20 protein-coding genes are annotated in these 20,890 nt (G+C 73.8%); 12 read left to right on the top strand and 8 right to left on the bottom strand.

Annotated features, from left to right (window positions below):
• Window position 1: 1 nt before the first annotated feature.
• A complete protein-coding gene (locus O7600_RS11105; protein ID WP_172967944.1) occupies window positions 2–310 on the bottom strand; it encodes a metalloregulator ArsR/SmtB family transcription factor in 309 nt (102 codons plus the stop codon).
• Window positions 311–397: 87 nt separating this feature from the next.
• On the opposite strand from O7600_RS11105, the gene O7600_RS11100 reads away from it, so the two are divergent.
• Window positions 398–1,327, top strand: coding sequence for an LLM class F420-dependent oxidoreductase (locus O7600_RS11100; RefSeq protein WP_281593516.1), 930 nt, complete (start codon window positions 398–400; stop codon window positions 1,325–1,327).
• Window positions 1,328–2,116: 789 nt separating this feature from the next.
• Here the strand turns inward: O7600_RS11100 and O7600_RS11095 are convergent.
• Window positions 2,117–2,488 (bottom strand): hypothetical protein, encoded by a 372-nt coding sequence (locus O7600_RS11095; RefSeq protein ID WP_281593515.1) that lies wholly within the window; start codon window positions 2,486–2,488, stop codon window positions 2,117–2,119.
• A 67-nt stretch (window positions 2,489–2,555) separates the two neighbouring features.
• On the opposite strand from O7600_RS11095, the gene O7600_RS11090 reads away from it, so the two are divergent.
• Complete coding sequence (locus O7600_RS11090; RefSeq protein WP_281593514.1) at window positions 2,556–3,782, top strand: FAD-binding protein; 1,227 nt, start codon at window positions 2,556–2,558, stop codon at window positions 3,780–3,782.
• A gap of 60 nt (window positions 3,783–3,842) precedes the next feature.
• Here the strand turns inward: O7600_RS11090 and O7600_RS11085 are convergent, their stop codons facing one another.
• Complete coding sequence (locus O7600_RS11085) at window positions 3,843–4,982, bottom strand: site-2 protease family protein (protein WP_281593513.1); 1,140 nt, start codon at window positions 4,980–4,982, stop codon at window positions 3,843–3,845.
• Window positions 4,983–5,079: 97 nt separating this feature from the next.
• On the opposite strand from O7600_RS11085, the gene O7600_RS11080 reads away from it, so the two are divergent.
• Window positions 5,080–5,364 carry a hypothetical protein gene (locus O7600_RS11080; protein WP_281593512.1) on the top strand — a complete coding sequence of 95 codons (285 nt, stop codon included), beginning with the start codon at window positions 5,080–5,082 and terminating at the stop codon, window positions 5,362–5,364.
• The gene (locus O7600_RS11075) at window positions 5,361–5,771 is read left to right on the top strand and encodes a PIN domain-containing protein (protein ID WP_281593511.1); all 411 of its coding nucleotides are present in this window, start codon (window positions 5,361–5,363) and stop codon (window positions 5,769–5,771) included. The genes O7600_RS11080 and O7600_RS11075 overlap by 4 nt, the downstream gene beginning before the upstream one ends.
• A gap of 24 nt (window positions 5,772–5,795) precedes the next feature.
• On the opposite strand, the gene O7600_RS11070 is transcribed toward O7600_RS11075, so the two are convergent.
• Window positions 5,796–6,644 carry an alpha/beta fold hydrolase gene (locus tag O7600_RS11070; RefSeq protein WP_281593510.1) on the bottom strand — a complete coding sequence of 283 codons (849 nt, stop codon included), beginning with the start codon at window positions 6,642–6,644 and terminating at the stop codon, window positions 5,796–5,798.
• Window positions 6,645–6,652: 8 nt separating this feature from the next.
• Window positions 6,653–7,396 carry a TetR/AcrR family transcriptional regulator gene (locus tag O7600_RS11065; protein ID WP_281593509.1) on the bottom strand — a complete coding sequence of 248 codons (744 nt, stop codon included), beginning with the start codon at window positions 7,394–7,396 and terminating at the stop codon, window positions 6,653–6,655.
• 106 nt (window positions 7,397–7,502) lie between these two features.
• On the opposite strand from O7600_RS11065, the gene O7600_RS11060 reads away from it, so the two are divergent.
• From O7600_RS11060 to O7600_RS11040, 5 genes are all read left to right on the top strand, one after another.
• Entirely contained in the window at window positions 7,503–8,948 is a 1,446-nt protein-coding gene (locus O7600_RS11060; RefSeq protein ID WP_281593508.1) for an MFS transporter, read from the top strand.
• Between the two features lie 112 nt (window positions 8,949–9,060).
• Complete coding sequence (locus tag O7600_RS11055; protein WP_281593507.1) at window positions 9,061–9,951, top strand: ABC transporter ATP-binding protein; 891 nt, start codon at window positions 9,061–9,063, stop codon at window positions 9,949–9,951.
• Window positions 9,952–9,976: 25 nt separating this feature from the next.
• The gene (locus tag O7600_RS11050) at window positions 9,977–10,780 is read left to right on the top strand and encodes an ABC transporter permease (protein WP_281593506.1); all 804 of its coding nucleotides are present in this window, start codon (window positions 9,977–9,979) and stop codon (window positions 10,778–10,780) included.
• Between the two features lie 21 nt (window positions 10,781–10,801).
• A complete protein-coding gene (locus tag O7600_RS11045) occupies window positions 10,802–11,950 on the top strand; it encodes a sensor histidine kinase (protein WP_281593505.1) in 1,149 nt (382 codons plus the stop codon).
• Window positions 11,947–12,567 carry a response regulator transcription factor gene (locus tag O7600_RS11040; protein WP_281593504.1) on the top strand — a complete coding sequence of 207 codons (621 nt, stop codon included), beginning with the start codon at window positions 11,947–11,949 and terminating at the stop codon, window positions 12,565–12,567. The genes O7600_RS11045 and O7600_RS11040 overlap by 4 nt, the downstream gene beginning before the upstream one ends.
• 94 nt (window positions 12,568–12,661) lie before the next feature.
• On the opposite strand, the gene O7600_RS11035 is transcribed toward O7600_RS11040, so the two are convergent.
• Both O7600_RS11035 and O7600_RS11030 read right to left on the bottom strand, forming a co-directional pair.
• The gene (locus O7600_RS11035) at window positions 12,662–13,552 is read right to left on the bottom strand and encodes a L,D-transpeptidase (RefSeq protein WP_281593503.1); all 891 of its coding nucleotides are present in this window, start codon (window positions 13,550–13,552) and stop codon (window positions 12,662–12,664) included.
• A gap of 67 nt (window positions 13,553–13,619) precedes the next feature.
• A complete protein-coding gene (locus tag O7600_RS11030) occupies window positions 13,620–15,065 on the bottom strand; it encodes an alpha-amylase family glycosyl hydrolase (protein ID WP_281593502.1) in 1,446 nt (481 codons plus the stop codon).
• 297 nt (window positions 15,066–15,362) lie between these two features.
• On the opposite strand from O7600_RS11030, the gene O7600_RS11025 reads away from it, so the two are divergent.
• Genes O7600_RS11025 through O7600_RS11015 form a run of 3 tightly spaced genes read left to right on the top strand, consistent with a single transcriptional unit; the run spans window position 15,363 to window position 19,179 of the window.
• Window positions 15,363–17,084, top strand: coding sequence for a ferric reductase-like transmembrane domain-containing protein (locus O7600_RS11025; protein ID WP_281593501.1), 1,722 nt, complete (start codon window positions 15,363–15,365; stop codon window positions 17,082–17,084).
• Entirely contained in the window at window positions 17,081–18,547 is a 1,467-nt protein-coding gene (locus O7600_RS11020) for an NADH-quinone oxidoreductase subunit NuoF family protein (RefSeq protein ID WP_281593500.1), read from the top strand. The genes O7600_RS11025 and O7600_RS11020 overlap by 4 nt, the downstream gene beginning before the upstream one ends.
• Window positions 18,548–18,567: 20 nt before the next feature.
• A complete protein-coding gene (locus O7600_RS11015) occupies window positions 18,568–19,179 on the top strand; it encodes a redoxin domain-containing protein (protein WP_281593499.1) in 612 nt (203 codons plus the stop codon).
• A gap of 356 nt (window positions 19,180–19,535) precedes the next feature.
• Here the strand turns inward: O7600_RS11015 and serS are convergent, their stop codons facing one another.
• Window positions 19,536–20,819 carry a serine--tRNA ligase gene (gene serS, locus O7600_RS11010; protein WP_099164115.1) on the bottom strand — a complete coding sequence of 428 codons (1,284 nt, stop codon included), beginning with the start codon at window positions 20,817–20,819 and terminating at the stop codon, window positions 19,536–19,538.
• Window positions 20,820–20,890: the final 71 nt, after the last annotated feature.

The following is a 20,890-nucleotide window of genomic DNA, read 5'->3' as shown; positions in this document are numbered from 1 at the left end:
GTCACTCCTGACTGTCGAGGTGGCGCTCCAGGGCGTCGAGGTGCGTGTCCCACATCCGCCGGTAGGGCCCGAGCCAGTCGTCCACCGCCCGCAGCGGCCCGGTGTCGACCCGGTAGATCCGCCGCTGCGCGGCGGTGCGGCAGGTGACCAGGCCGGCCTCGCGCAGCACCCGCAGGTGCTTGGAGACGGCCGGCTGGCTCATCCCCAGCGCGTCCACCAGGTCGCCGACGCTGCTCTCCGCCCGGCGCAGCCGGTCGAGGATGCGGCGGCGGGAGGGTTCGGCCAGTACGGCGAAGGCGTCCACGGACACGCTGGCAATATGCCTCACCGGTTATATGACTGTCAAGGAATGCAGGCGGGCGCTGCCGCGTCTCCGTCGGGTCCATATGCTCGGGGCATGGAACTGCGGATCTTCACCGAACCCCAGCAGGGGGCCAGCTACGACCAGTTGCTCGCCGTGGCGCGCCGCGCGGAGGAGACGGGGTTCGCCGCGTTCTTCCGCTCCGACCACTACCTGAAGATGGGCTCGGTGAGCGGGGACCCCGGTCCGACCGACGCCTGGACCACGCTCGCCGGCCTGGCCCGCGACACCACCCGGATCCGGCTCGGCACGCTGATGAGCGCCGCCACCTTCCGGCTGCCCGGCCCGCTCGCCATCACCGTGGCGCAGGTCGACCAGATGAGCGGCGGCCGGGTCGAGCTGGGCATCGGCACCGGCTGGTATGCCGAGGAGCACAGCGCGTACGGCATTCCGTTCCCGGCGCTGGGGGAGCGGTTCGACCGGCTGGAGGAGCAGCTCGCCGTCATCACCGGGCTCTGGTCCACCCCGCCCGGGTCGACGTTCGACTTCCCCGGCACCTACTACCCGGTGAGCGACTCACCGGCGCTGCCCAAGCCGGTGCAGCGGCCCCACCCGCCGATCCTGCTCGGCGGCATGGGTCCGAAGCGCACGCCCCGCCTGGCGGCCCGCTACGCCGACGAGTTCAACCTGCCGTTCGCCTCCGTCGACGACACGAAGGCGCAGTTCCAGCGGGTACGCGACGCCTGCGCCGCGATCGACCGGGACCCGTCCACCATGACCTGGTCCAACGCGCTGGTGCTGTGTTGCGGGCGCGACGACGCCGAGGTGGCCCGACGCGCCGAGGCGATCGGCCGGGATCCCGACGAGCTGCGCGCGAACGGCGCCGCCGGCACACCCGCCGAGGTGGTCGACACACTCGGCCGGTACGCCGAGACCGGCAGCGACCGCGTCTACCTCCAGGTGCTCGACCTGGCCGACCTGGACCACCTGGAGCTGGTCGCCGCCGAGGTGATGCCGCAGCTCTGAGCCCCGGCTCGGCCTGGCTCGGTTCGGCCTGGCCTGGCCTGGCTCGGTTCCGCCTGGCTCGGTCCGGCTTGGTCCGGTCCGGTCCGGTCCGGCTCGGCTCGGTCCGGCTCGGCTCGGTCCGACTCGGCCCCGAGCTTCCTCAGCCGGCCCAGCACGGTCGGGAGGAGATTTCTCCCCAAGCGCGATATGACTCAGAGTCATAATTATGACTCTGAGTCATAAGGGTTCGAGGTGACACTGCTTCTGACCGAGCGTTGCGGAGGGTGACCGTGCGCTCGGAACAGCGGCTTGTTGTCGGGCGAGCGATTCGCTGAGCCTCCGTGGCCAGGTGAGAGTCGAGCTGGCTGACAGCCGGCGTTGAGACCGGGGCGGCGCGGGACGGCCCTGCGACCGGGGCGGGTGCCTGATGGGACCGACGGACGCCGGCCCGCCGGACGCGCCTGAGGGCGGGGCGGAAGCGGGATGCCGGACGACCCGCGCCGGAACCGATGGCCGGGGACCGGGCCCGGGCCCGGAACCGATGGCCGGAACCGATGGCCGGGACCGAGGGCGGGCCGGGCTGGGGCCGGGCTGGGGTTAGGACCGGACCGGGCAGGACTGGGCAGGACCGGGCAGGGCAGGACCGGGCAGGGCAGGACCGGGCAGGGCAGGACCGGGCCGAGGCAGGACCGGGCATGGCCGGGGCAGGGACCAGGCCATGGCCGGGGCAGGGCGGATCGGGGCGGGTCCGGAGCACGCCGGGACGGCCTGGCGTCGCACCTTGGGCGGGCCGTGGTCGGCCGGGCCGGGTCAGCCGGCCGTCGCCCGCCGCACCGTGTCGAGCCGGCCGTCCCGGTCGCTGTCCAGGTACGTGACGTCCGGGACACCGTCGCCGTCCAGGTCGACCTGCACCACGTCGGCCACGCCGTCGCCGTCGAGGTCGGTCACCACCTCGACGGATCCGTCCAGGTGCCGGGTCACGATCGACCGTCCCTGCCCGGAGCGCGGCGGCGGGCCCGGCCGGGGCACCGGGTCCGGCTCGGGCTCCGGCGTCGGCGCCGGGGCCGGCGCGGTCGCGTCGGGCGCCGCACCGGTGAGGTCGGGGTCCACCCCGGTCGGATCGATCTCCTCCTCCGACGGGTACACGTCGCCGCGGAGGCTCGGGTCGCGGTAGCTGCTCATCCGCCCAGGATTCCCGCTCGGCCCCCGGAGCAACCCTGTCCGCGCCGGATGGCGCATGATGCAGCCCATGACCGACACCAACTGGGCCGGGAACGTCCGCTGGTCGGCGCGGGACCGGCACCGGCCGACCTCGGTGGACGAGGTGCGCCGGCTGGTCGCCGGGGCGGACCGGGTCCGGGCCGTCGGCACCGGCCACTCGTTCAACCGGCTCGGCGACACCGCCGGCACGCAGATCACGCTCGCCGGGCTGCCGCCCACCGTCGCGCTCGACCCCGACCGGCGCACCGTCACGGTCGCCGCCGGCGTGCGCTACGGCGACCTGGCCACCGCGCTCCACGACCAGGGGTACGCGCTGCGCAACCTCGCCTCGCTCCCGCACATCTCGGTGGCCGGCTCGGTCGCCACCGCCACCCACGGATCCGGCCCGGCGAACGGCAACCTGGCCACCGCCGTGGCCGCGCTGGAGCTGGTCACCGCCGACGGTGACCTGCTCACCGTCGACCGTACCGACCCGAGGTTCGCCGGGCTGGTGGTCAACCTGGGCGCGCTGGGCGTGGTCACCCGGCTCACCCTCGACGTGGTGCCCACGTTCGCGGTGCGGCAGTACGTGCGGCTCGGCCTGCCCCGCGCTGCCCTGGACGAGGCGCTCGACGCCGCGTACAGCGTCAGCGTCTTCACCGGGTGGCGGTCGGACCGCTTCGACCAGGTGTGGATCAAGCAGGACGCCGACCAGGCGCCGCCCTCGGCCGACTGGCTGGACACGGTGGCCGCCGGCACGCCCCGGCACCCGGTGCCCGGCATGTCGCCGGAGCACTGCACCGCCCAGCTCGGCGAGGCCGGGCCGTGGCACGAGCGCCTGCCGCACTTCCGGCTCGGCTTCACCCCGAGTAGCGGGGACGAGTTGCAGTCCGAGTGGCACGTGGCCCGCGCCGACGCGGCGGCGGCGCTCGCCGCGCTCGACCCGGTCGCCGGGCGGATCGCCGCCGTGCTCCAGGTCTGCGAGCTGCGGACGGTGGCCCCCGACGAGCTGTGGCTGAGCCCGAACTTCCGGCGGGACACGCTGGCGCTGCACTTCACCTGGGTCGGTGACCCGGTGGCGGTGGCGCCGGTGCTGGCCGAGGTGGAGCAGCGGCTCGCCCCGTACGCGCCGCGCCCGCACTGGGGCAAGCTCTTCGATCGCGATCCGGCGCCCGCGTACCCCCGGCACGGCGACTTCCGGGCCCTGCTGCGCGAGTTCGACCCGGCCGGGAAGTTCCGCACCCCGGAGATGGACGTCTACTTCCCCCGCGACTGACGGCGCTGGCTGGGCATGCGCTCCCGGCCCTCGCTTCGCTCGGTGCGGTCACTCATGCGGTCAGCGCCCGGCGGGCATCTGCTGGCGCAGGCTGCCGCGCTGCACGGCGCGGCTGATGTCGCTGGGCGAGACGATCCCGACCAGCCGGTCGTCGACCACCACCAACGCCCGGCCGTCGGTGCACTCGTTGAGCCGGGGGAGCAGGTCGTTGAGCTGCTCGTCGGGGCGGGAGAGCACCAGCTCGTCGGCCCGGCAGGACACCTCGGCCAGCGTGGTGGAGGCGCGGCGGTCCGCCGCGATGCCGCGTACCCGGTCGAGCGTGACCAGGCCGACCGGCCGGCCGTCGGCGGTCAGCGGGAGCGTCGAGTGCCGGTACGCGAAGAGGTAGTGGTCGACGAAGTCGGCCACGGTCAAATCGCCGGACGCGGTCTGCGGCTGCGGTGTCATCACGTCGCCGACCCGGATGCCGCGCAGCGCGTCGCCCATCCGGGCGGCGCGCTCCTCCTGGCCGGCGGCGCCGATCAGGAACCAACCGATCAGCGCCAGCCAGAGCCCGCCGAACCCGGCGCCTACCAGGAACCGCCACAGCCCGAGGCCGATCAGCAGGATGCCCAGCACCCACCCGGCCCGGGCGGCCACCACCGAGGCCCGGGTCCGGTCGCCGGTGGCCTTCCACACCGCGGCGCGCAGCAGCCGCCCGCCGTCCAGCGGCGCGGCCGGCAGCACGTTGAAGATCGCCAGCAGCACGTTGATGCCGGCCAGCCAGGACAGCGCGCCGAGCAGCAACCCGCCCCCGCCGGCCGCCGCGACGGCCACCGCGATCGTGCCGAACACCACGCCGATGATCAGGCTGACCAGGGGCCCGACGCCGGCGATCCGCAGCTCGGCGCCCGGGTCCTTCGCCTCGCCCTTCAACTCGGCGACGCCGCCGAAGAGCCAGAGCGTGATCCCCTCGACCTCGATGCCGTTGCGCTTGGCCACCACCGCGTGCGACACCTCGTGGGCGAGCAGGCCGAGGAAGAAGACCACCGCGGCGGCCAGGCCGGCGGCGACGTAGGCGAGCGTCGAATTTCCCGGGTACGAGCGCGGGAACAGGCTCGCCGACAGCGACCAGGCGATCAGCACGAAGATCACCAGGACGCTCCAGTTGACGCCGACGGGTACGCCCGCGATCCGGCCGAGCCGGAAACTCGCCCTCATATCCCTGTCATACCCGGCGCGGGCACCCCCACACCAGGGCCGAACGCCACCGCGCGCCGTACCGGGGGAGAGAGTATGCGTCAGCTATGGTGAGAGTATGACGCGGCGCATCACCATCAGCCTGCCCGACGACGTCGCCGAGTACGTCGAGCGGTCGCAGGGGACGACATCCGGGTTCATCGCGGACGTCCTGCGGAGGAAGATGCGGGCGGACGGGTTGCGGGCACGTTGGGCCGAGCACGGTTACGTGGTGACCGACGAGGACGTCGAGCGCGCACGGCGTCGCCTCGCGGAACAGCCACCGATCACCGATGAGCGGCACGACCGGAACATGCAGTGGCTGCGCCAGTTCGGCGACGACGAGGGGGCGGCAGCGGCGTGAACGGGCTCGTCCTGGACACCTCCGCCCTGCTCGCGTACGCCTCGGGCGACAGTGTCGAGCCCGGCGCGCTGCTCGCCCTCGCGCAGGAGGACCCGGAGCAGGCGGTGTGGATCCCGGCGCTCTGCCTGGGGGAGGCGCAGCTCCGGCTCGCCGGGTCGCCGGCGACCGACCTGCTGGACCTGCTCCTGGACGGCGACCGGGACATCGGGATCGCGGTGTACGACGGCCCGACCAGCCGCCGGGTTGCCCGGATAGCGGCGAGCTGCAAGGTGCCCCTCGACGTGGCTCACGCCGTGGCCACGGCCGTCCTCTACCGCTGCTACCTGGTCACCCGGGACGCCCGGACGGTGGCCTCGGCGGCCCCACCCGACCTGGAGATCCTCGACATCTCCGACTCGTGGACCTGAGGACTGCCCGGTGGGGGCAGGTTGTCAGCGTCGGGGTGCCTCGCTGACCACGGTCGGGGAGAACTCGTTCGCCGCCTCCACCGCCCACTCCAGCGCGAAGTCGGCCTCCTCCTCCCAGCCCGGTTCGCCGCCGACGAAGTGTGACCGGCCGGGGAACTCCCGGTAGCTGGTGATCGCGGTGGAGCTGCGGTAGAGGTTGGCCAGGCTGACGGCCAGCGACGGCGGGATGACGTGGTCCTCGCCGCCGGCCGTGATCAAGAGCGGGGCGCGGTCGTCGCGCGTGCGGTCGATCTCGGTCGCCGAGTGCGGGTCCAGGTTGGCGAACGAACCCTCGAACAGCACGTGCCCGGCGCCGGGGACGGCGTACCGCTCCCAGGCGGCGTCGGACTGGTCCTGGCTGATCGTGTTGCCGAAGGCGTACCGGAAGTCCTCGGCGGTGAACGGCACCGCGCGGTGGCGGTTGGCCGGGTTGTGCAGGATCGAGAAGCCGGAGCGCAGCGTGCTCAGCGGCAGCTTGAGCACGCCCTTGACCGGCGCGGGGTGCACGCCGACGACGGCCGCGCCGAGACGGCGGTCGAGCAGCAGTTGGGCGATCAGGCCGCCGAACGAGTGACCCATGACGATCGGCGGGCGGGGCAGCTCGCGGATGATCGCCGCGTAGTGGTCGACGATGGCCGCGATCCGTTGGCCGGCGATCGGGGTGGGGTCGGCGCGCAGCTCGGCCGGCTCCCGGTCCATGCCGGGCCAGGCCGGGGTGAGCACCCGGAAGCCGCGCGCCGCGTAGCGCTCGGCCCAGTGCTCCCAGCTGCGTGAGGTCATCCAGAGCCCGTGGATGAGCACGATCGTGTCGACCCGTCCCGTCGGTACACCCATGCCGCGGGTTACCCGGCCCGGTGGCCCTCACTCCCGGCCGGCGCCGTCGCGGCCAGCCCGTCGATCAGCAGGTCCAGGCCGAAGCCGAAGCGCTCGTCCCCACCGCCGGCCATCAGCTCGTCCAGGTGGCCCAGGATGCGCGGGTACGTCGGCGCCGGCAGGCCCTGGTAGTAGGCCCGGAGCTGCCGGTGCATGGTCGCCCACCACGTGGCCGGGTCCTGCCCGGCGGCGCGGGCCTTCTCCGCGTACAGCGCGCCCTCGTAGGCGTCGCCGGCGATGTAGAGGAAGAGCCGGTCCAGGAACCAGGCCGCCCGCTGGGGCGGTACGCCGCCGGCCAGCAGGATCTCCAGCATCCCCTCGGTGACGCGTAGCGCGTTCGGGCCGGTGGGGATGGTGGCGAGCGAGGCGAGGGCCAGGTTGGTGTGGGTGGCGTAGACCCGGTACGCCTGCCAGGCGACCTCGCGGATCTGCTCGGCCCACCGCGCCGGGTCCGGCGCCGGGACCACGATGTCGGCGCTGGCCCGGTCGACCAGCAGTTCGAGCAGTTCCTCCTTGCCGGAGACGTGGGCGTAGAGCGACGCGGGCCCGGTGCCCAGCTCCTGGGCCACCCGCCGCATGCTCAGCGCGCCCAGCCCCTCGCGGTTGATCAGGGCGAGCGCGGTGTCCACCACCGCCTGCTGGCTGAGCGGCCGGCGGGGGGCCGGCCGGCTGCGGGCGCGGGTACGCCACGGCGGGGCGGGCTGGTCGCTCACGGACACCTCCGACGGTCGGGACTCGAACATCGTACTTGCCGCGAACGCCGTTCGTTGCTAGAACGGTGTTCGAAAACGAACGCTGTTCGACTCGATCGGGGGAGCCATGACCACCGGAACCGTGACGCCGGAGCGGGCGGGCGCGTCCACCACCGGCCACCGCTGGCGCTGGATCGCGCTCGCGGTGATCCTCAGCGCCGAGGTGATGGACCTGCTCGACGTGCTGGTCACCAACCTCGCCGGCCCGGCGATCCGGGCCGACCTCGGCGGCTCGCCCGCCGTCATCCAGTGGCTCGGCGCCGGCTACACCCTGGCCATGGCCGTCGGCCTGGTCACCGGCGGCCGGCTCGGCGACCTGTACGGCCGGCGCCGGATGTTCCTGGTCGGGGTGCTCGGCTTCACCGCCGCCTCGGCCCTGTGCGCGCTGGCCGCCGGCCCCGGCACGCTGATCGCCGCCCGGGTCGTGCAGGGCCTCTTCGGCGCCCTGCTCCTCCCGCAGGGGCTCGGCCTGATCAAGGAGATGTTCTCGGCCGACGAGCTGGCCGCCGCCTTCGGCGCCTTCGGCCCGGTGATGGGCCTCTCCGCGGTCGGCGGTCCGATCCTGGCCGGGTGGTTGGTCGACGTCGACCTGGCCGGCACCGGCTGGCGAGCCATCTTCCTGATCAACGTGCCGCTCGGCCTGCTCGCCGCGCTCGGCGCGCTCTGCTTCCTGCCCGAGTCCCGGGCCACCCGGGCCACCCGCCTCGACCTGCCCGGCGTCCTGCTCGTCTCGCTCGGCGCGGTGCTGCTGGTGTATCCACTGGTGCAGGGACGGGAGCTGGGCTGGCCCTGGTGGACGCTGGCCATGCCGGTCGGCGCGGTCCTGGTCCTCGCGCTCTTCGCCCGCTACGAGCTGGCCCGACAGCGCGCCGGCCGCGACCCGCTGGTCGTGCCGACGCTGTTCCGCCGCCGCGCGTTCACCGGTGGGCTGGTCGCGGGCCTGGCGTTCTTCACCGCGCTGACCGGCTTCTCGCTGGTGTTCAGCCTCTATCTCCAGCTCGGCCTGGGCTGGTCACCGCTGCGCACCGGCCTGGCCTCGGTCCCGCAGGCGCTCGGCATGGTGCTCGCGTTCGTGCTGGCCGGCGCCGGCCTGGCGCGGCGTCTCGGCCGGCGGCTGATCCACCTCGGCCTGGGGGTGGTGGTGGCCGGCGTGGCCGGGATGCTGCTCACCCTGCGTCTGGTAGGCGACGACGTCACCCCGTGGCGGCTGACGCCCGCGCTGCTCGCGGTCGGCTTCGGGATGGGGCTGGTGATGGCGCCCTTCTTCGACATCGTGCTCTCCGGGGTGGACGAGGAGGAGACCGGCTCGGCCTCCGGCACGCTCACCGCTGTCCAGCAGCTCGGCGGCGCGCTCGGTGTGGCCCTGCTCGGCACCGTCTTCTTCGACGCCGCGACCGCGGGGGTCGGCCACGCCGTGCGGGTCACCCTCGTCGCGGAGCTGGGCCTGCTGCTGGTCACGATCGCCGGCGCGTTCCTGCTGCCCCGCCGCGCCCGCGAGGGCGTCGCCCACTGACCGGCACGCCCGGGTGGCGGCCCCGCCGCCCGGGCGGTCCTGACAAATGTCACGGGCGGAAGGTGACGGCTGCTCCCGGGTCCGGTGCGTCGCGGGCCGGAGCATCGTGGACATGACCGACACCGCACCGGCCGTCGAACTGGCCGGACTCACCAAGACCTTCGGCCCGGTGACCGCCGTCGACGGGCTCAGCCTGCGGATCACCCCCGGTGAGGTGGTGGCCTTCCTCGGCCCGAACGGCGCCGGCAAGACCACCACCGTGGACATGCTGCTCGGGCTGGCCCGCCCGGACGCGGGCACCGTCCGGCTCTTCGGCGGCACCCCGGCCGACGCCGTCCGGCTCGGCCGCGTCGCCGCCGTGATGCAGACCGGCGGCCTGCTCAAGGACCTCACGGTCGCCGAGACGGTACGCATGACCGCGCACTTCTACGGCCACACCCGGCCGGTGACCGAGGTGCTGGAGCGCGCCGGCATCGCCGAGATCGCCGACCGGCCGGTCGGGAAGTGCTCCGGCGGCCAGCAGCAGCGGCTGCGCTTCGCCCTCGCGCTGCTGCCCGACCCGGACCTGATGGTGCTGGACGAGCCGACCACCGGCATGGACGTCGAGGGCCGGCGCGACTTCTGGCGGGCGATCCGGGCCGACGCCCGCTCCGGCCGAACCGTCCTGTTCGCCACCCACTACCTGGACGAGGCCGACGCGTACGCGGACCGGATCGTGCTGGTTAGGCAGGGACGGGTGGTGGCCGACGGCACCACCGCGGAGATCAAGAACCTGGCCGCCGGCCGGGTGGTGCGCGCCACCCTGCCCGGCGCCGACCAGGCCGCGCTCGCCGCGCTGCCCGGCGTGCGCTCGGTCGAGGTACGCGGCGACGCGATCCTCGTGCACAGCGAGGACTCCGACGTGGTCGCCCGGCACCTGCTGACCCGGACCGACGCCTGGGACCTGGAGATCACCTCCCGCAACCTCGAGGACGCGTTCCTCGCCCTCACCGCCGCCGCCTGACACCGACCTTCCCGGGAGCATCGCCATGACCGCCACCTCATCGCCCACCACCGCCGAGCCCCGCCGGGCCGACCGCCGGCCCCCCGCGCTCGGTGGCTTCTGCACCCCGGTGCTCGCAATCGAGATCCGCCGGGTGCTGCGCAACCGCCGCACGCTGATGTTCATCCTGGTCATGCCGGCGGTGTTCTTCCTCCTGTTCGGACTGCCCTCGCGCGGCGACAAGCTGGACAACGGCCTGCCGGTCACCGGTTGGATCATGATCAGCCTGGCGGTGTACGCGGCCATGGTCGCCACCACCAGCGCCGGCGCCGCCGTCGCCACCGAGCGCGCGCTGGGCTGGAGCCGGCAGCTGCGGCTGACCCCGCTGCGCCCGGCCGCGTACGTGGCGACGAAGGTGGCCACCGCGATGGTGCTCGGCCTGCTCGGCGTGCTGGTGGAGTTCGCCGTCGGGGCCGCCTCCGGGGTCCGGCTGCCGGCCCACGTCTGGCTGGAGTCCGGCCTGACCGCCTGGATCGGCTCGCTGGTCTTCGCCGCGTTCGGCCTCTTCGTCGGCTACCTCGCCCCGGCCGAGAACGTCATGCAGTTCATGGGCCCGGCGCTGGCCATCCTGGCCATGCTGGGTGGCCTGTTCGTTCCCCTCGACCTGCTGCCCGACGTGATGCGGCAGATCGCCACGTTCACCCCGGTGTACGGGGTCGGTCAGCTCGCCCGCGCGCCGCTGACCGGCACCGGGGTGGACTGGGCGGCGGTCGCCAACGTGGCCGCCTGGACCGCGTTCTTCGGCCTCGGCGCGGCCCGGCTGTTCCGCCGGGACACCACCCGGGTCTGAGCGGGGTCTAGCGTGGTCGGCGTGACGTCGCCGCCCGACCGGGTCCGGCCGGCGAACCGCCACTGGCGGTTCACCGGCTGGCTCCTGGCGGCGGTCTGGCTGTTCTTCCTCAACATCCCGTTCGTCACCGCGCTGCACCAGCCGGAGCTGTGGCGGCGGTTGCTCGGGCTCGCCTCGGTGGTCGCCTTCGGCGTCGCGTACGTGCTGATCTTCGAGTGGGGCCGGGCCTGCCGGCAGCAGCACCGCCCGGTCCCGCCGGGACGGGCCCGGCTGCTGATCGCGCTGCTGCTCGCGCTCGGCCTGGTCGGCATCCCGGGCACCGGCGGCGACTGGCTGGCCACGCTGGTCTTCGTGGCCGCCGCCGCGGTGTTCCTGCTGCCACCGGTGGAGTCGCTGGTCGTGGTGGCGCTGGCCGCGGCGACGCCGCCGGTGACCTCGCGTCTCGTGCCCGGCTGGGAGTCGGAGAGCACCGTCGTCTTCGCGGTGCTGCTCGCCTCGTTCGCCATGTTCGGGGTGAGCCGGCTGGCCCAGCGCAACGCCGAACTCCAGGCCGCGCAGCGGGAGATCCACCGGCTCGCGGTCGCCGAGGAACGCGCCCGCACCGCCCGCGACCTGCACGACATCCTCGGGCACTCGCTGACCGTGGTGGCGGTCAAGGCCGAGCTGGCCGGCCGGCTGCTGGAGCTGGATCCGGCCCGGGCGGCGACCGAGATCGCCGACGTGGAGCGGCTGGCCCGGGAGGCGCTGGCCGACGTGCGGGGCACCGTCGGGGCGTACCGCGGGGTGGACCTCGCGTCCGAGCTGGCCGGCGCCCGGTCGGCGCTGGCCGCCGCGGGCGTGGCGGCGGAGCTGCCGGAGGAGGTGCCGCCGCTGTCGGCGGACCGGGACGAGCTGTTCGGCTGGGCGGTGCGGGAAGGGGTGACCAACGTGGTGCGGCACAGCGGCGCGCGGCGCTGCGTGATCCGGGTGGATCCGACGGCGGTGGAGGTGCGCGACGACGGTCGGGGACCGGCCGGCGAACCGGCCGGGTCCGGGCACGGGCTGGTCGGGCTGCGGGAGCGGGCGGCCCGGCTGGACGCGACGGTGACGGTGGCCCGGTCGACCGGCGGGCGCGGCTTCCTGCTCCGGGTGTCGGTGCCCGCCGCGGACCCGGACGGGGTGCGCGGGTGACCGGGGCGATCCGACTGCTGCTCGCCGACGACCAGGCGCTGGTGCGCGGCGCGCTGGCCGCGCTGCTGTCGCTGGAGCCGGACCTGACCGTGGTGGCCGAGGTGAGCCGGGGCGACGAGGTGGTGCCGGAGGCGCTGCGGACCCGCCCCGACGTGGCGTTGCTCGACGTGGAGATGCCCGGCCTGGACGGGGTGGCCGCGGCGGCCGCGCTGCGCGACGCGCTGCCCGCCTGCCGGGTGCTTGTGGTGACCACGTTCGGTCGGCCCGGCTACCTGCGCCGGGCGATGGAGGCGGGCGCGAACGGCTTCGTGGTCAAGGACACCCCGGCCCGGCAGCTCGCCGATGCGGTCCGCCGGGTGCACGCCGGCCTGCGGGTGGTCGACCCGACGCTGGCCGCCGAGACGCTGGCCAGCGGGTCGAGTCCGCTCACCGAGCGGGAGACCGAGGTGCTGCGCACGGCCCGGGGCGGTGGCACGGTGGCCGAGCTGGCCGCGACGCTGCACCTGTCCGAGGGGACGGTCCGCAACCACCTCTCGTCCGCCATCGGCAAGACCGGCGCCCGCAACCGCGCCGACGCCGTCCGTGTCGCCGAGGCCAACGGCTGGCTGCTCGGGTAGAAGGAAGGGCCCCCTCTTAACGCCTCCGGTAGAGGAAGGGCCCCTTCTTAACGGGGAGTGTTAAGAAGGGGCCCTTCCTTGCACGGCTGGGCGGTCAGGGGAGGCGGTCGACGACCACGAGGCTGGTGCCGGGTTCCAGTTCCGCGAGGAGCTGGCGCTGGGCGCTGCGGGTCAGCCGGATGCAGCCGTTGGTGACGTTCTCGCCGAGTGTGTCGTCGTTGTACCAGCTGTGCAGTCCGATGTGGGCGCCGCGCAGCCCGGTCGGCACCGCGTCCGGGTCGTCGGGGATCGCGCCGAGGGCGAAGATGTCGACGCCGCCGTAGACGTCCTGCGGGGGTGGGGTGCGACCCAGCACGAACGTGCGACCGAGCGGGGTGAGCTGGCCGGACATGCCGAGGCTGACCGGCCAGGAGCGCACCGCGCGCCCGTCCCGGTTCCAGGTGAGCCGGTGCGTGCGGCGCTCCACCAGGATCTGGTCGCGCAGCGCCACGGTGGTCCAGCCGCCGGACGGCAGCCAGCCGACGGTGCGGTTGGCCGAGGGGAGCAGCACCGCGGTCCAGCCGGCCCGGCGTTCGACGATCGGCACGGTCAGCCGGACCCCGCTGATGGTCGGGGCGAGGAAGGCCAGCGGTCGACCGCCGGGCGCGTCGTAGGCGGCCACGTTCCGGTCCGGGCGCAGCCCTTCGCCGAGCGGGCTGGTGTCGGCCGGGGCCGGATCGGCCGGGAAACCGCGGGGCGCCGGGTCGTAGGTGACCACCGGCAGGTCGGCGGGCGCGGGCGCGGCGGGCGGGACGGACTCCATCGGCGACAGGCTCGGCGAGGCCGGCGGGGGCGTCGGAGGTCCGGCCACGGTCGGCGCGGGCGGCGGAGCGGTGGCGCTGAGCGCACGGCCCACCAGCAGCGCGGCGACCAGCAGCAGCGGTACGCCGAGCGCGGCGAGCAACCAGCCGGGAGGCCAACGCGCGGTAAACCGGTCGAACAGCACGAAACTGACTGTAACCGAACGGAAGCCCCCGTACCGCTAAGTGCGGCACGGGGGCTTCCGGGTGAGGTCAGCTCAGCTTCGCGCCCACGTGAATGGCGATCGCGTCGTGCGCGTTGACGGTGGCCGCGAACCAGCCCGCCGAGTCCACGGTGATCACCGGTCCGCTGCACGAGCCGTTGCTGAACGTGCCGTGGATGATGTCGCAGTAGCGCCCGGCCGGCAGGCCGGTGTAGTACGACCGGCCGCTGATCGCGGAGTCCTCGTCGTTGAGGGTCAGGTAGCCCTTGCCGGCCCGGCTGAACGCGATGTGCTGGTAGCCGTTGTCGTACCAGTTGGTGACGCCGGCGCCCTCGGTGGCGTTGCGGAAGCCCACCATGTTGGCGATGACCGGCCAGCGGTGCTCGCACTCCCAGCCCGAGTAGCAGGTGGTGTTGGTGACCTTGTTGCTGCCGTCCGACGGGGGACCCTGGTCCCGACCGGAGTACGTGAAGCTCGACATCACCGCCGGGGTGCCGTACGGCCAGGCCAGCATGAACGCGTTGGCCAGGGCGTACTCGCCGCGGTCGCGGTAGGTGAGCACGCCGCCCTCGCGCTGGGTGTCGTGGTTGTCCGTGAAGACCACCGCCTTCGCGCTCGACAGGTAGCCCCAGGACTCGCCGAAGTTCCGCAGGTACGCCAGCCGCTCGTTGTTGAACATCCGGGCCAGGTCCTTGCCGTACCGGAACTCGTGCACGTCGCCGTTGCCGGTGTACTCGGTCGGCTGGACCGGCTCACCCGCGCCGTAGATGACCTCCTGCACCAGGTACGCCGGCCGGGACAGCTTGGCCTTGATCGCCGCGATGTCGGCGGCCGGCATGTGCTTGCTGCCGTCCAGCCGGAACCCGTCGACGCCGAGCGAGAGCAGGTCGTTGAGGTACGTGGCCAGCCGGGTGCGGACGTAGTCCGACTCGGTCTTGAGGTCGGCGAGGTTGACCAGCTCGCAGTTCTGCACCTCGTACCGGTCGTTGTAGTTGGCGATGTCGTTGTTGCCGTTGCGGCCGCAGTAGTGGAAGTCCTGCGACGAGTAGACACCCGGGTAGGTGTAGTGGCCGTACGACGTGCCGGCCCAGCCGGTGCCGCCGTTCTCCTGCCCGGACATGTGGTTGACCACGGCGTCGACGATCACCTTGACGCCGGCGTTGTGGCAGGTGTTCACCATGGACTGGAACTGGGCGCGGGTGCCCTTGCGGGACTCGATCCGGTAGCTGACCGGCTGGTAGGACACCCACCACGGGCTGCTGTTGACGTGCTCCTGCGGCGGGGACACCTGGACGTAGCCGTAGCCCTTGGGGCCGAGCGTGCTGGTGCACTCGTTGGCCACCGAGGTCCAGTTCCACTCGAAGAGCTGGACGATGACCTTCTTGCTTCCGGGGGTCGCGGCGGCGGCCGGGGGAGCCGCCACTGTGGTCGGGACGAGCAGGCTCGCGGCCAGGCCCAGGACGAGGGCCGCGGCGCGGCATCGGCGTCGATGCATCAGGACTCCTGCGGGGTGCGGGGGTGCGGGGGAGTGGAGCCTGGGGAGGGCGTCAGTGCCGGCTTCTTGCAACCGACGCTGAAATTTTCCGCAAGGTTACGAGTGTGTTGCAAGGACTGTCAATGCATGGGCATCCGTCGTTGCGTTCCGTGCTACACGCGCGCCCGGTCGGGACGGTTCGAGGAATCGACCGAGAAATTCCTTACCGGAGGTGATCCGTCCGGGGCGTCGCTCCGTACCTGAGGTGGGAGCAGGGTCGGCCGGTGGGGGCGCCGCCGCGAGACGATCGAGGAGCAGATGGCCCGGGCACAGCAGAACGAGAAGGCGACGACCGTCCGGACCACCACCACCAGCCGTGGTGTCCGGACCATGTCGAAGTCCGCGATGGTGGCGCTGACCGCCTCCGCGCTCGGCCTCGCGTGGGCGGGTGTCGAGCTCGCCGGCGCCGGCGGCGTCATGTACTCGTACGGATTCTTCTTCACCGAGTTCTTCGCCGGGGTGGTCGCCCTGGTCTCACTGAGCCTCACCGTGATGCTGGGGCTGCTCGCCACCGACCGGCTGGTGCTGCTCATCCGACACCGGGTGCTGCTCCAGTCGGCGCACCGGGCCACCGGCGTGCTCGGCGTGGCCGGGCTGCTCTTCCACGTCATCACCAAGATCGCGATCGGGCGGGCCGGGCCCACCGACGCGGTGGTGCCGTTCGTCGGCGGCAGCGGCCTCTACGTCGGGCTCGGCACTGTCGCCGCGATGCTGATGGTCAGCGTGCTCTGGACCGGCCTGATCCGGGTCCGGTTCGCCGGCGTCGGTCCGAAGTGGTTCTGGCGGGCGCTGCACTCGATGGCGTACGTGTCCTGGCCGTTCGCGCTGCTGCACGGGCTCAACGCGGGCCGGACGGCGGCCGGTTGGGTGGTGCTCAGCTACCTCGCCTGTGTGCTGCTCGTGGTGATGGCGCTGCTGGTGCGCCTCTCCGTCCACCTCGGCAAACGCAGCCGCGAGCAGCACCAGGCCGCCGCGCTGAACAAGGCGATGGCGGGCAAGGGCGAGGAGCGCACCGGCGTGTTCGCCGCGCTCGGCCGCAAGAAGGCCGCTGACAAGGAGGAGAGCGGCACCGACCGGGGCCGCTGGGCCGAGGCGACCGCCACCTGGACCGCGCCGGCCGGCACCGCCCGCCGGCGGGACCCCGAGCGGTTCGCCGTACCGGTGGTGCCGGAACCCGGATCGTTGCGCGAGCCGGTGCGCGCGGCCGCCGCCCGGCGGCGCGGCGGGGAGACGGACGCGCCGGAACGCCGCGTCCGGACGCAGGAGGTCCCGGTCGCGCGGCGCACCTCGCGGCGCGGGGACGACGAGCGCGAGCCGGTACGCCGCGGCCGGGACTCCGAGCGGGTGCCCGCCGTCCGGCGGAACACCGAGGAGTTGGAGCCGGTCGGCCGGCGGGACGGGGAACGGTCCCGTCGCCGCCGCCGGGACGACGAGGAGCGGGTGAGCCGCCGGTCCCGGGCCGACGAGGACATGGTCGCGCAGTACTCGGCCCCGCCGGAGAGCGGCGGCCGGCACTCCGCCCCGCCGGACACCGGCGGCCGCCACTCGGCCCCGCCGGACAGCAGCCGGTACGCCACCCCCGCCGAGGTGGCCCGCTACTCGGCCCCGCCACGTCCGACGGACGAGGCGGAGGAGCCGTGGGACAGCCCGCGCCGCTGGGAGAGCCGCCCGGTCTCCGGCGAGCCGATCTCGGCCGGACCGATCTCCGGAACCCCGGTCACCGCGGAGCCGCGCAGCGGTTCCGGCCGGCGCTACCGCGACGAGGAGGAGGACGTGCCGGAGGAGCCGGACTACTGGCGGCCGCCGGCCCGCTACGCCGCCGACGACGAGTTTGTCGACGACACCCCCACGCTTGTCGACCTGGCCTCCCGCCGGGCGCTGCGGGCCACCAAGGAGAGCCGCTCCAGCCGGCGCAAGCGGGCCGACGCGGACGCGGTCGACGGCGCCTACTGGGCCGGGCTGCGGGGTGAGGCCCGATGATGCGGACGACCGTTCCCCCGGTCGCCTGCGTCGGCGAACCCCGCCTGACCGCCGGCTTCGCCGAGTTCGGCCGGCTCGACCTGCTCGCCCACGAGGAGGTGCACGGCCCGATCGGTCCGATGGAGCCGGCGGCGCTGCTGCGGCTCGCCGAGGCGATCGACCTCAAGGGCAAGGGCGGCGCGGGCTTCCCGTTCGCCCGCAAGCTGCGCGCGGTGCTGGAGTCCTGCGAGCGGCAGGACCTGTCCGCCGTGGTGGTGGTCAACGCCAGCGAGGGCGAGCCGGCCAGCTGGAAGGACAAGGTGCTGCTCACCCGGGCCCCGCACCTCGTCCTGGACGGCGCCGCGCTGGCCGCGTTCGCGCTGGACGCCGACGAGATCGTGATCGGGGTGGCCGACGACGACGTGGGCCGGCCATCGCTCACCGAGGCGTTGCAGGAGCGGCGGATGCCGGTGCCGACCACCATCGTCACCGTGCCGCACCGGTTCATCTCCGGTGAGGGCGGCGCGCTGGTCAACGGCATCAACGGCCTGCCGCACATCCCGCCCGGCACCAAGAAGCGCTCCAGCGACTCCGGCGTCGGCGGGCTGCCCACCCTGCTCTCCAACGCCGAGACGTACGCCCAGCTCGCGGTCGCCGCCCGGATCGGCCCGTACGAGTACGCCGCGCTCGGCACCGACGACGAGCCGGGCACCGTGCTGCTCACCGTCACCGGGTCGGCGAAGCGGCCGGCCGTGGTGGAGTGCGCGGCCGGCACCCCGCTGCGCGAGATCCTCGACCTGTGCGAGGTGCCGCCCGGGCCGGGCATCCTGATGGGCGGCTACCACGGCAAGTGGATCACCGCCGAGGCGGCGGAGCGGGCCGAGGTCTCCCGCAAGGGACTGGCCGCGGTGGGCGGCACGCTCGGAGCCGGCATCATCGTGCCGCTCGGCACCGACACCTGCCCGCTCGGCGAGGCCGCCCAGGTGGTCCGCTACCTGGCCGGTGAGTCCGCCGGGCAGTGCGGCCCGTGCAAGATGGGGCTGCCCGACCTGGCCCGCTCCGTCGACCTCGCCGTCTCCGGCAGCGCCCCGATCGAGCTGGTCCGGGCCGCCGCCGGCGACGTGAAGGGGCGCGGCGCGTGCAGCCACCCGGACGGCACCGCCCGGTTCGCACTGTCCGCCATGGAGGTGTTCGCCGACGACCTGCGGCTGCACGCCACCGGGGAGGGCTGCGGCAGACGGGTCAAGGGCACGATGGGCCTGCCCGGCGCGCCCGACGGCAACCCGCAGAAGCTCACCCTGGACTGGTCCCGCTGCGACGGGCACGGACTCTGCGCGCACGTGGTGCCGGACTTCATCCGGCTCGACGGCAACGGCTTCCCCGCCTTCCCCGCCACCCCGGTGCCGACCTGGCTGCGCGAGGGCGCGCTCAAGGCGGTCAAGGTCTGTCCCGAACTCGCGCTCCGGCTGGTCAAGGCGGAGTGACGACCACGTCAGGAGCGTCGATGGCAGCACACACCGTTCGTCGTCTCGGGGCCGCCGCCCTGCTGGCCGCCACGCTCACCGTCACGGCGGCCTGCGCGGTCGGCCCGGAGCGGACCACGTCGGTCGGTGCGGTGGCCGCCCCGTCCGCCGCCGCGCCGGCCGCCGCCGCGAGCGCGCCGGCCGGCCCGTCGTCGACCGCCCCGTCGCCGTCCGCGCCGGCCCGGGTGCCGAAGACGCTGGCTTTCGACGCGAAGACCCTCGACGGTACGGCGTTCTCCGCCGCCGCCCTGGCCGGGCGGCCGGTGGTGCTCTGGTTCTGGGCCCCCTGGTGCGCCACCTGCGCCAGCCAGGCGTGGACCGTCGCCGAGATCGCCCCGACCTACCGGGACACGGTGCCGATCGTCGGCGTCGCCGGGCTCGGTCAGCAGAAGGCGATGAGGGAGTTCGTCACCGAGTTCGACCTGGCCGGCACCCCGCAGCTCGACGACCGCGCCGGCGCGGTGTGGCGCCGCTTCAAGGTGGTCGAGCAGAGCACGTTCGTCATCCTCGACCGGGACGGCAAGGTGGTCCACCAGGGCTTCCTCGACGGCGAGTCGCTCACCCGGCAGGTCGAGACGCTGGCCCGGGGATGACCGGCGCACTGCTGCTCGCCCGGCGGCTACGTCGCCTGGTACGGCTGGTACGAGGTGCGCCTCGCCCGGGGCCGCCACGACGCCTTCACCGACCCGATGATCCGCACCGCCGCCCGAGCGCAGCAGGCCCTGGTGGGCGCCGTCGACACTCTGGGCCCCGCCGTCCTCACGGCCCTCCTGAGCCTGCTCCTCCTAACCACCCTCACCCCCCGCCCCCGCCCCCCGCTCCCGCTCCCGCTCCCCCTCCCGCGATCTTGCAGTTGGTGCCCGGGCGGAAGGGGTGAAGCGGACTTCCCGCGGGCCGAAAGTGCAAGATCGCGGGGGAGAGGTGGGGGCGGCGGGGGAGCGGGGGCGGGTCAGCGCGGCGTGAGGCGGTCGGTGCCGAGCTTGTCGCGCAGCACCTCGGGGACCACGACCGAGCCGTCGGGCTGCTGGCACTGCTCCAGGATGGCCGGGAACAGCCGGCTGGTGGCCAGCGCCGAACCGTTGAGCGTGTGCACGAACCGGGTCTGCTTCGCGCCCGGCTCGCGGTAGCGGATGGCCGCCCGGCGGGCCTGGTAGTCGCCGGCCCAGGAGACCGACGACACCTCCTTGTACTTGCCGGTGCTCGGCATCCACACCTCGACGTCGAGCGTCTTCTTCATCGAGGCGCTCGCGTCACCGGCGGCGAGCAGGCTGGTCTGGAAGTGCAGACCGAGCTTGTCGACCAGGCCCTCGACGTGCCCGACCATCGCCTCCAGCGCCTCGCCCGCCTGCTCCGGCAGCGTGAACTGGAAGATCTCCACCTTGTTGAACTGGTGGCCGCGCACCGTGCCGCGCTCGTCCGAGTGCGAGCCGGCCGCCTCGCGGCGGTAGCACGGGGTGTAGGCGAACGCCTTGACCGGCAGCCGGCCCGTCTCCAGGATCTCGTCCTGGTAGGCGCCGAGGATCGCCGTCTCCGACGTGGGCAGCAGGAACTGCCCGCGCGGGGCCGACTGCCGGTCCAGGTGGTAGACGTCGTCGTAGAACTTCGGGAACTGCCCGGCGGCGAAGCCGGCGGTGTCCAGCAGCAGGTGCGGCGGGAGCAGGAACTCGTAGCCGGCCTGGATGTTCTGCTCGATCAGCCAGTTGACCAGCGCCCACTCCAGCCGGGCGCCCATGCCGGTGTACATCCAGAAGCCCGAGCCGCCGAGCTTCACGCCCCGCTCGTGGTCGACCAGGCCGAGCGCGCGGCTCAGCTCCACGTGGTCGCGCACCTTCTCGATGGCCGGCGGCTCACCGAACGTCCGCACCACCCGGTTGGCCTCCTTGCCCCCGGCGACCACGTCGTCGGCGGGCAGGTTGGGCAGCTCGCTCATCGCCGAGCGGAGCCGGGACTGCACCTCGTCGAGCTGGGACTCCAGCTCCGCGAGCTGCTTGCGCTCGGCCTCCGGGGCGACCGGCTGCGGCGTGGTGCCGGACCGCTTCGCCTCCGCGTACGCGCGCGCCTCGGCCTTGCGGCGCTGCCGCTCGGCGTCTATCTCCGTGATCAGCGCGCGTCGTTCCTGGTCGAGCCGCTGGATGTCGTCCAGCGCCCGGGTGACCTCGGCGGGATCCAGACGCTTCGCCAGCGCGGTCGCCACCGCCTCGCGATCCTTCCGGATCAACTCCATGTCGAGCATGCTGCTCGTACGCCTCCGTCCAGGCAGTCAGGTGGGACCCCCAGATGCTACCGTCGCGGCCCCGCCGGCCC

Source organism: Micromonospora sp. WMMA1998 (genome assembly GCF_027497375.1).
Classification (GTDB): Bacteria; Actinomycetota; Actinomycetes; order Mycobacteriales; family Micromonosporaceae; genus Micromonospora; species Micromonospora sediminicola.
The sequence above is the reverse complement of the archived record's forward strand: the minus strand, read 5'-3'. Positions and strand labels throughout refer to the sequence as shown.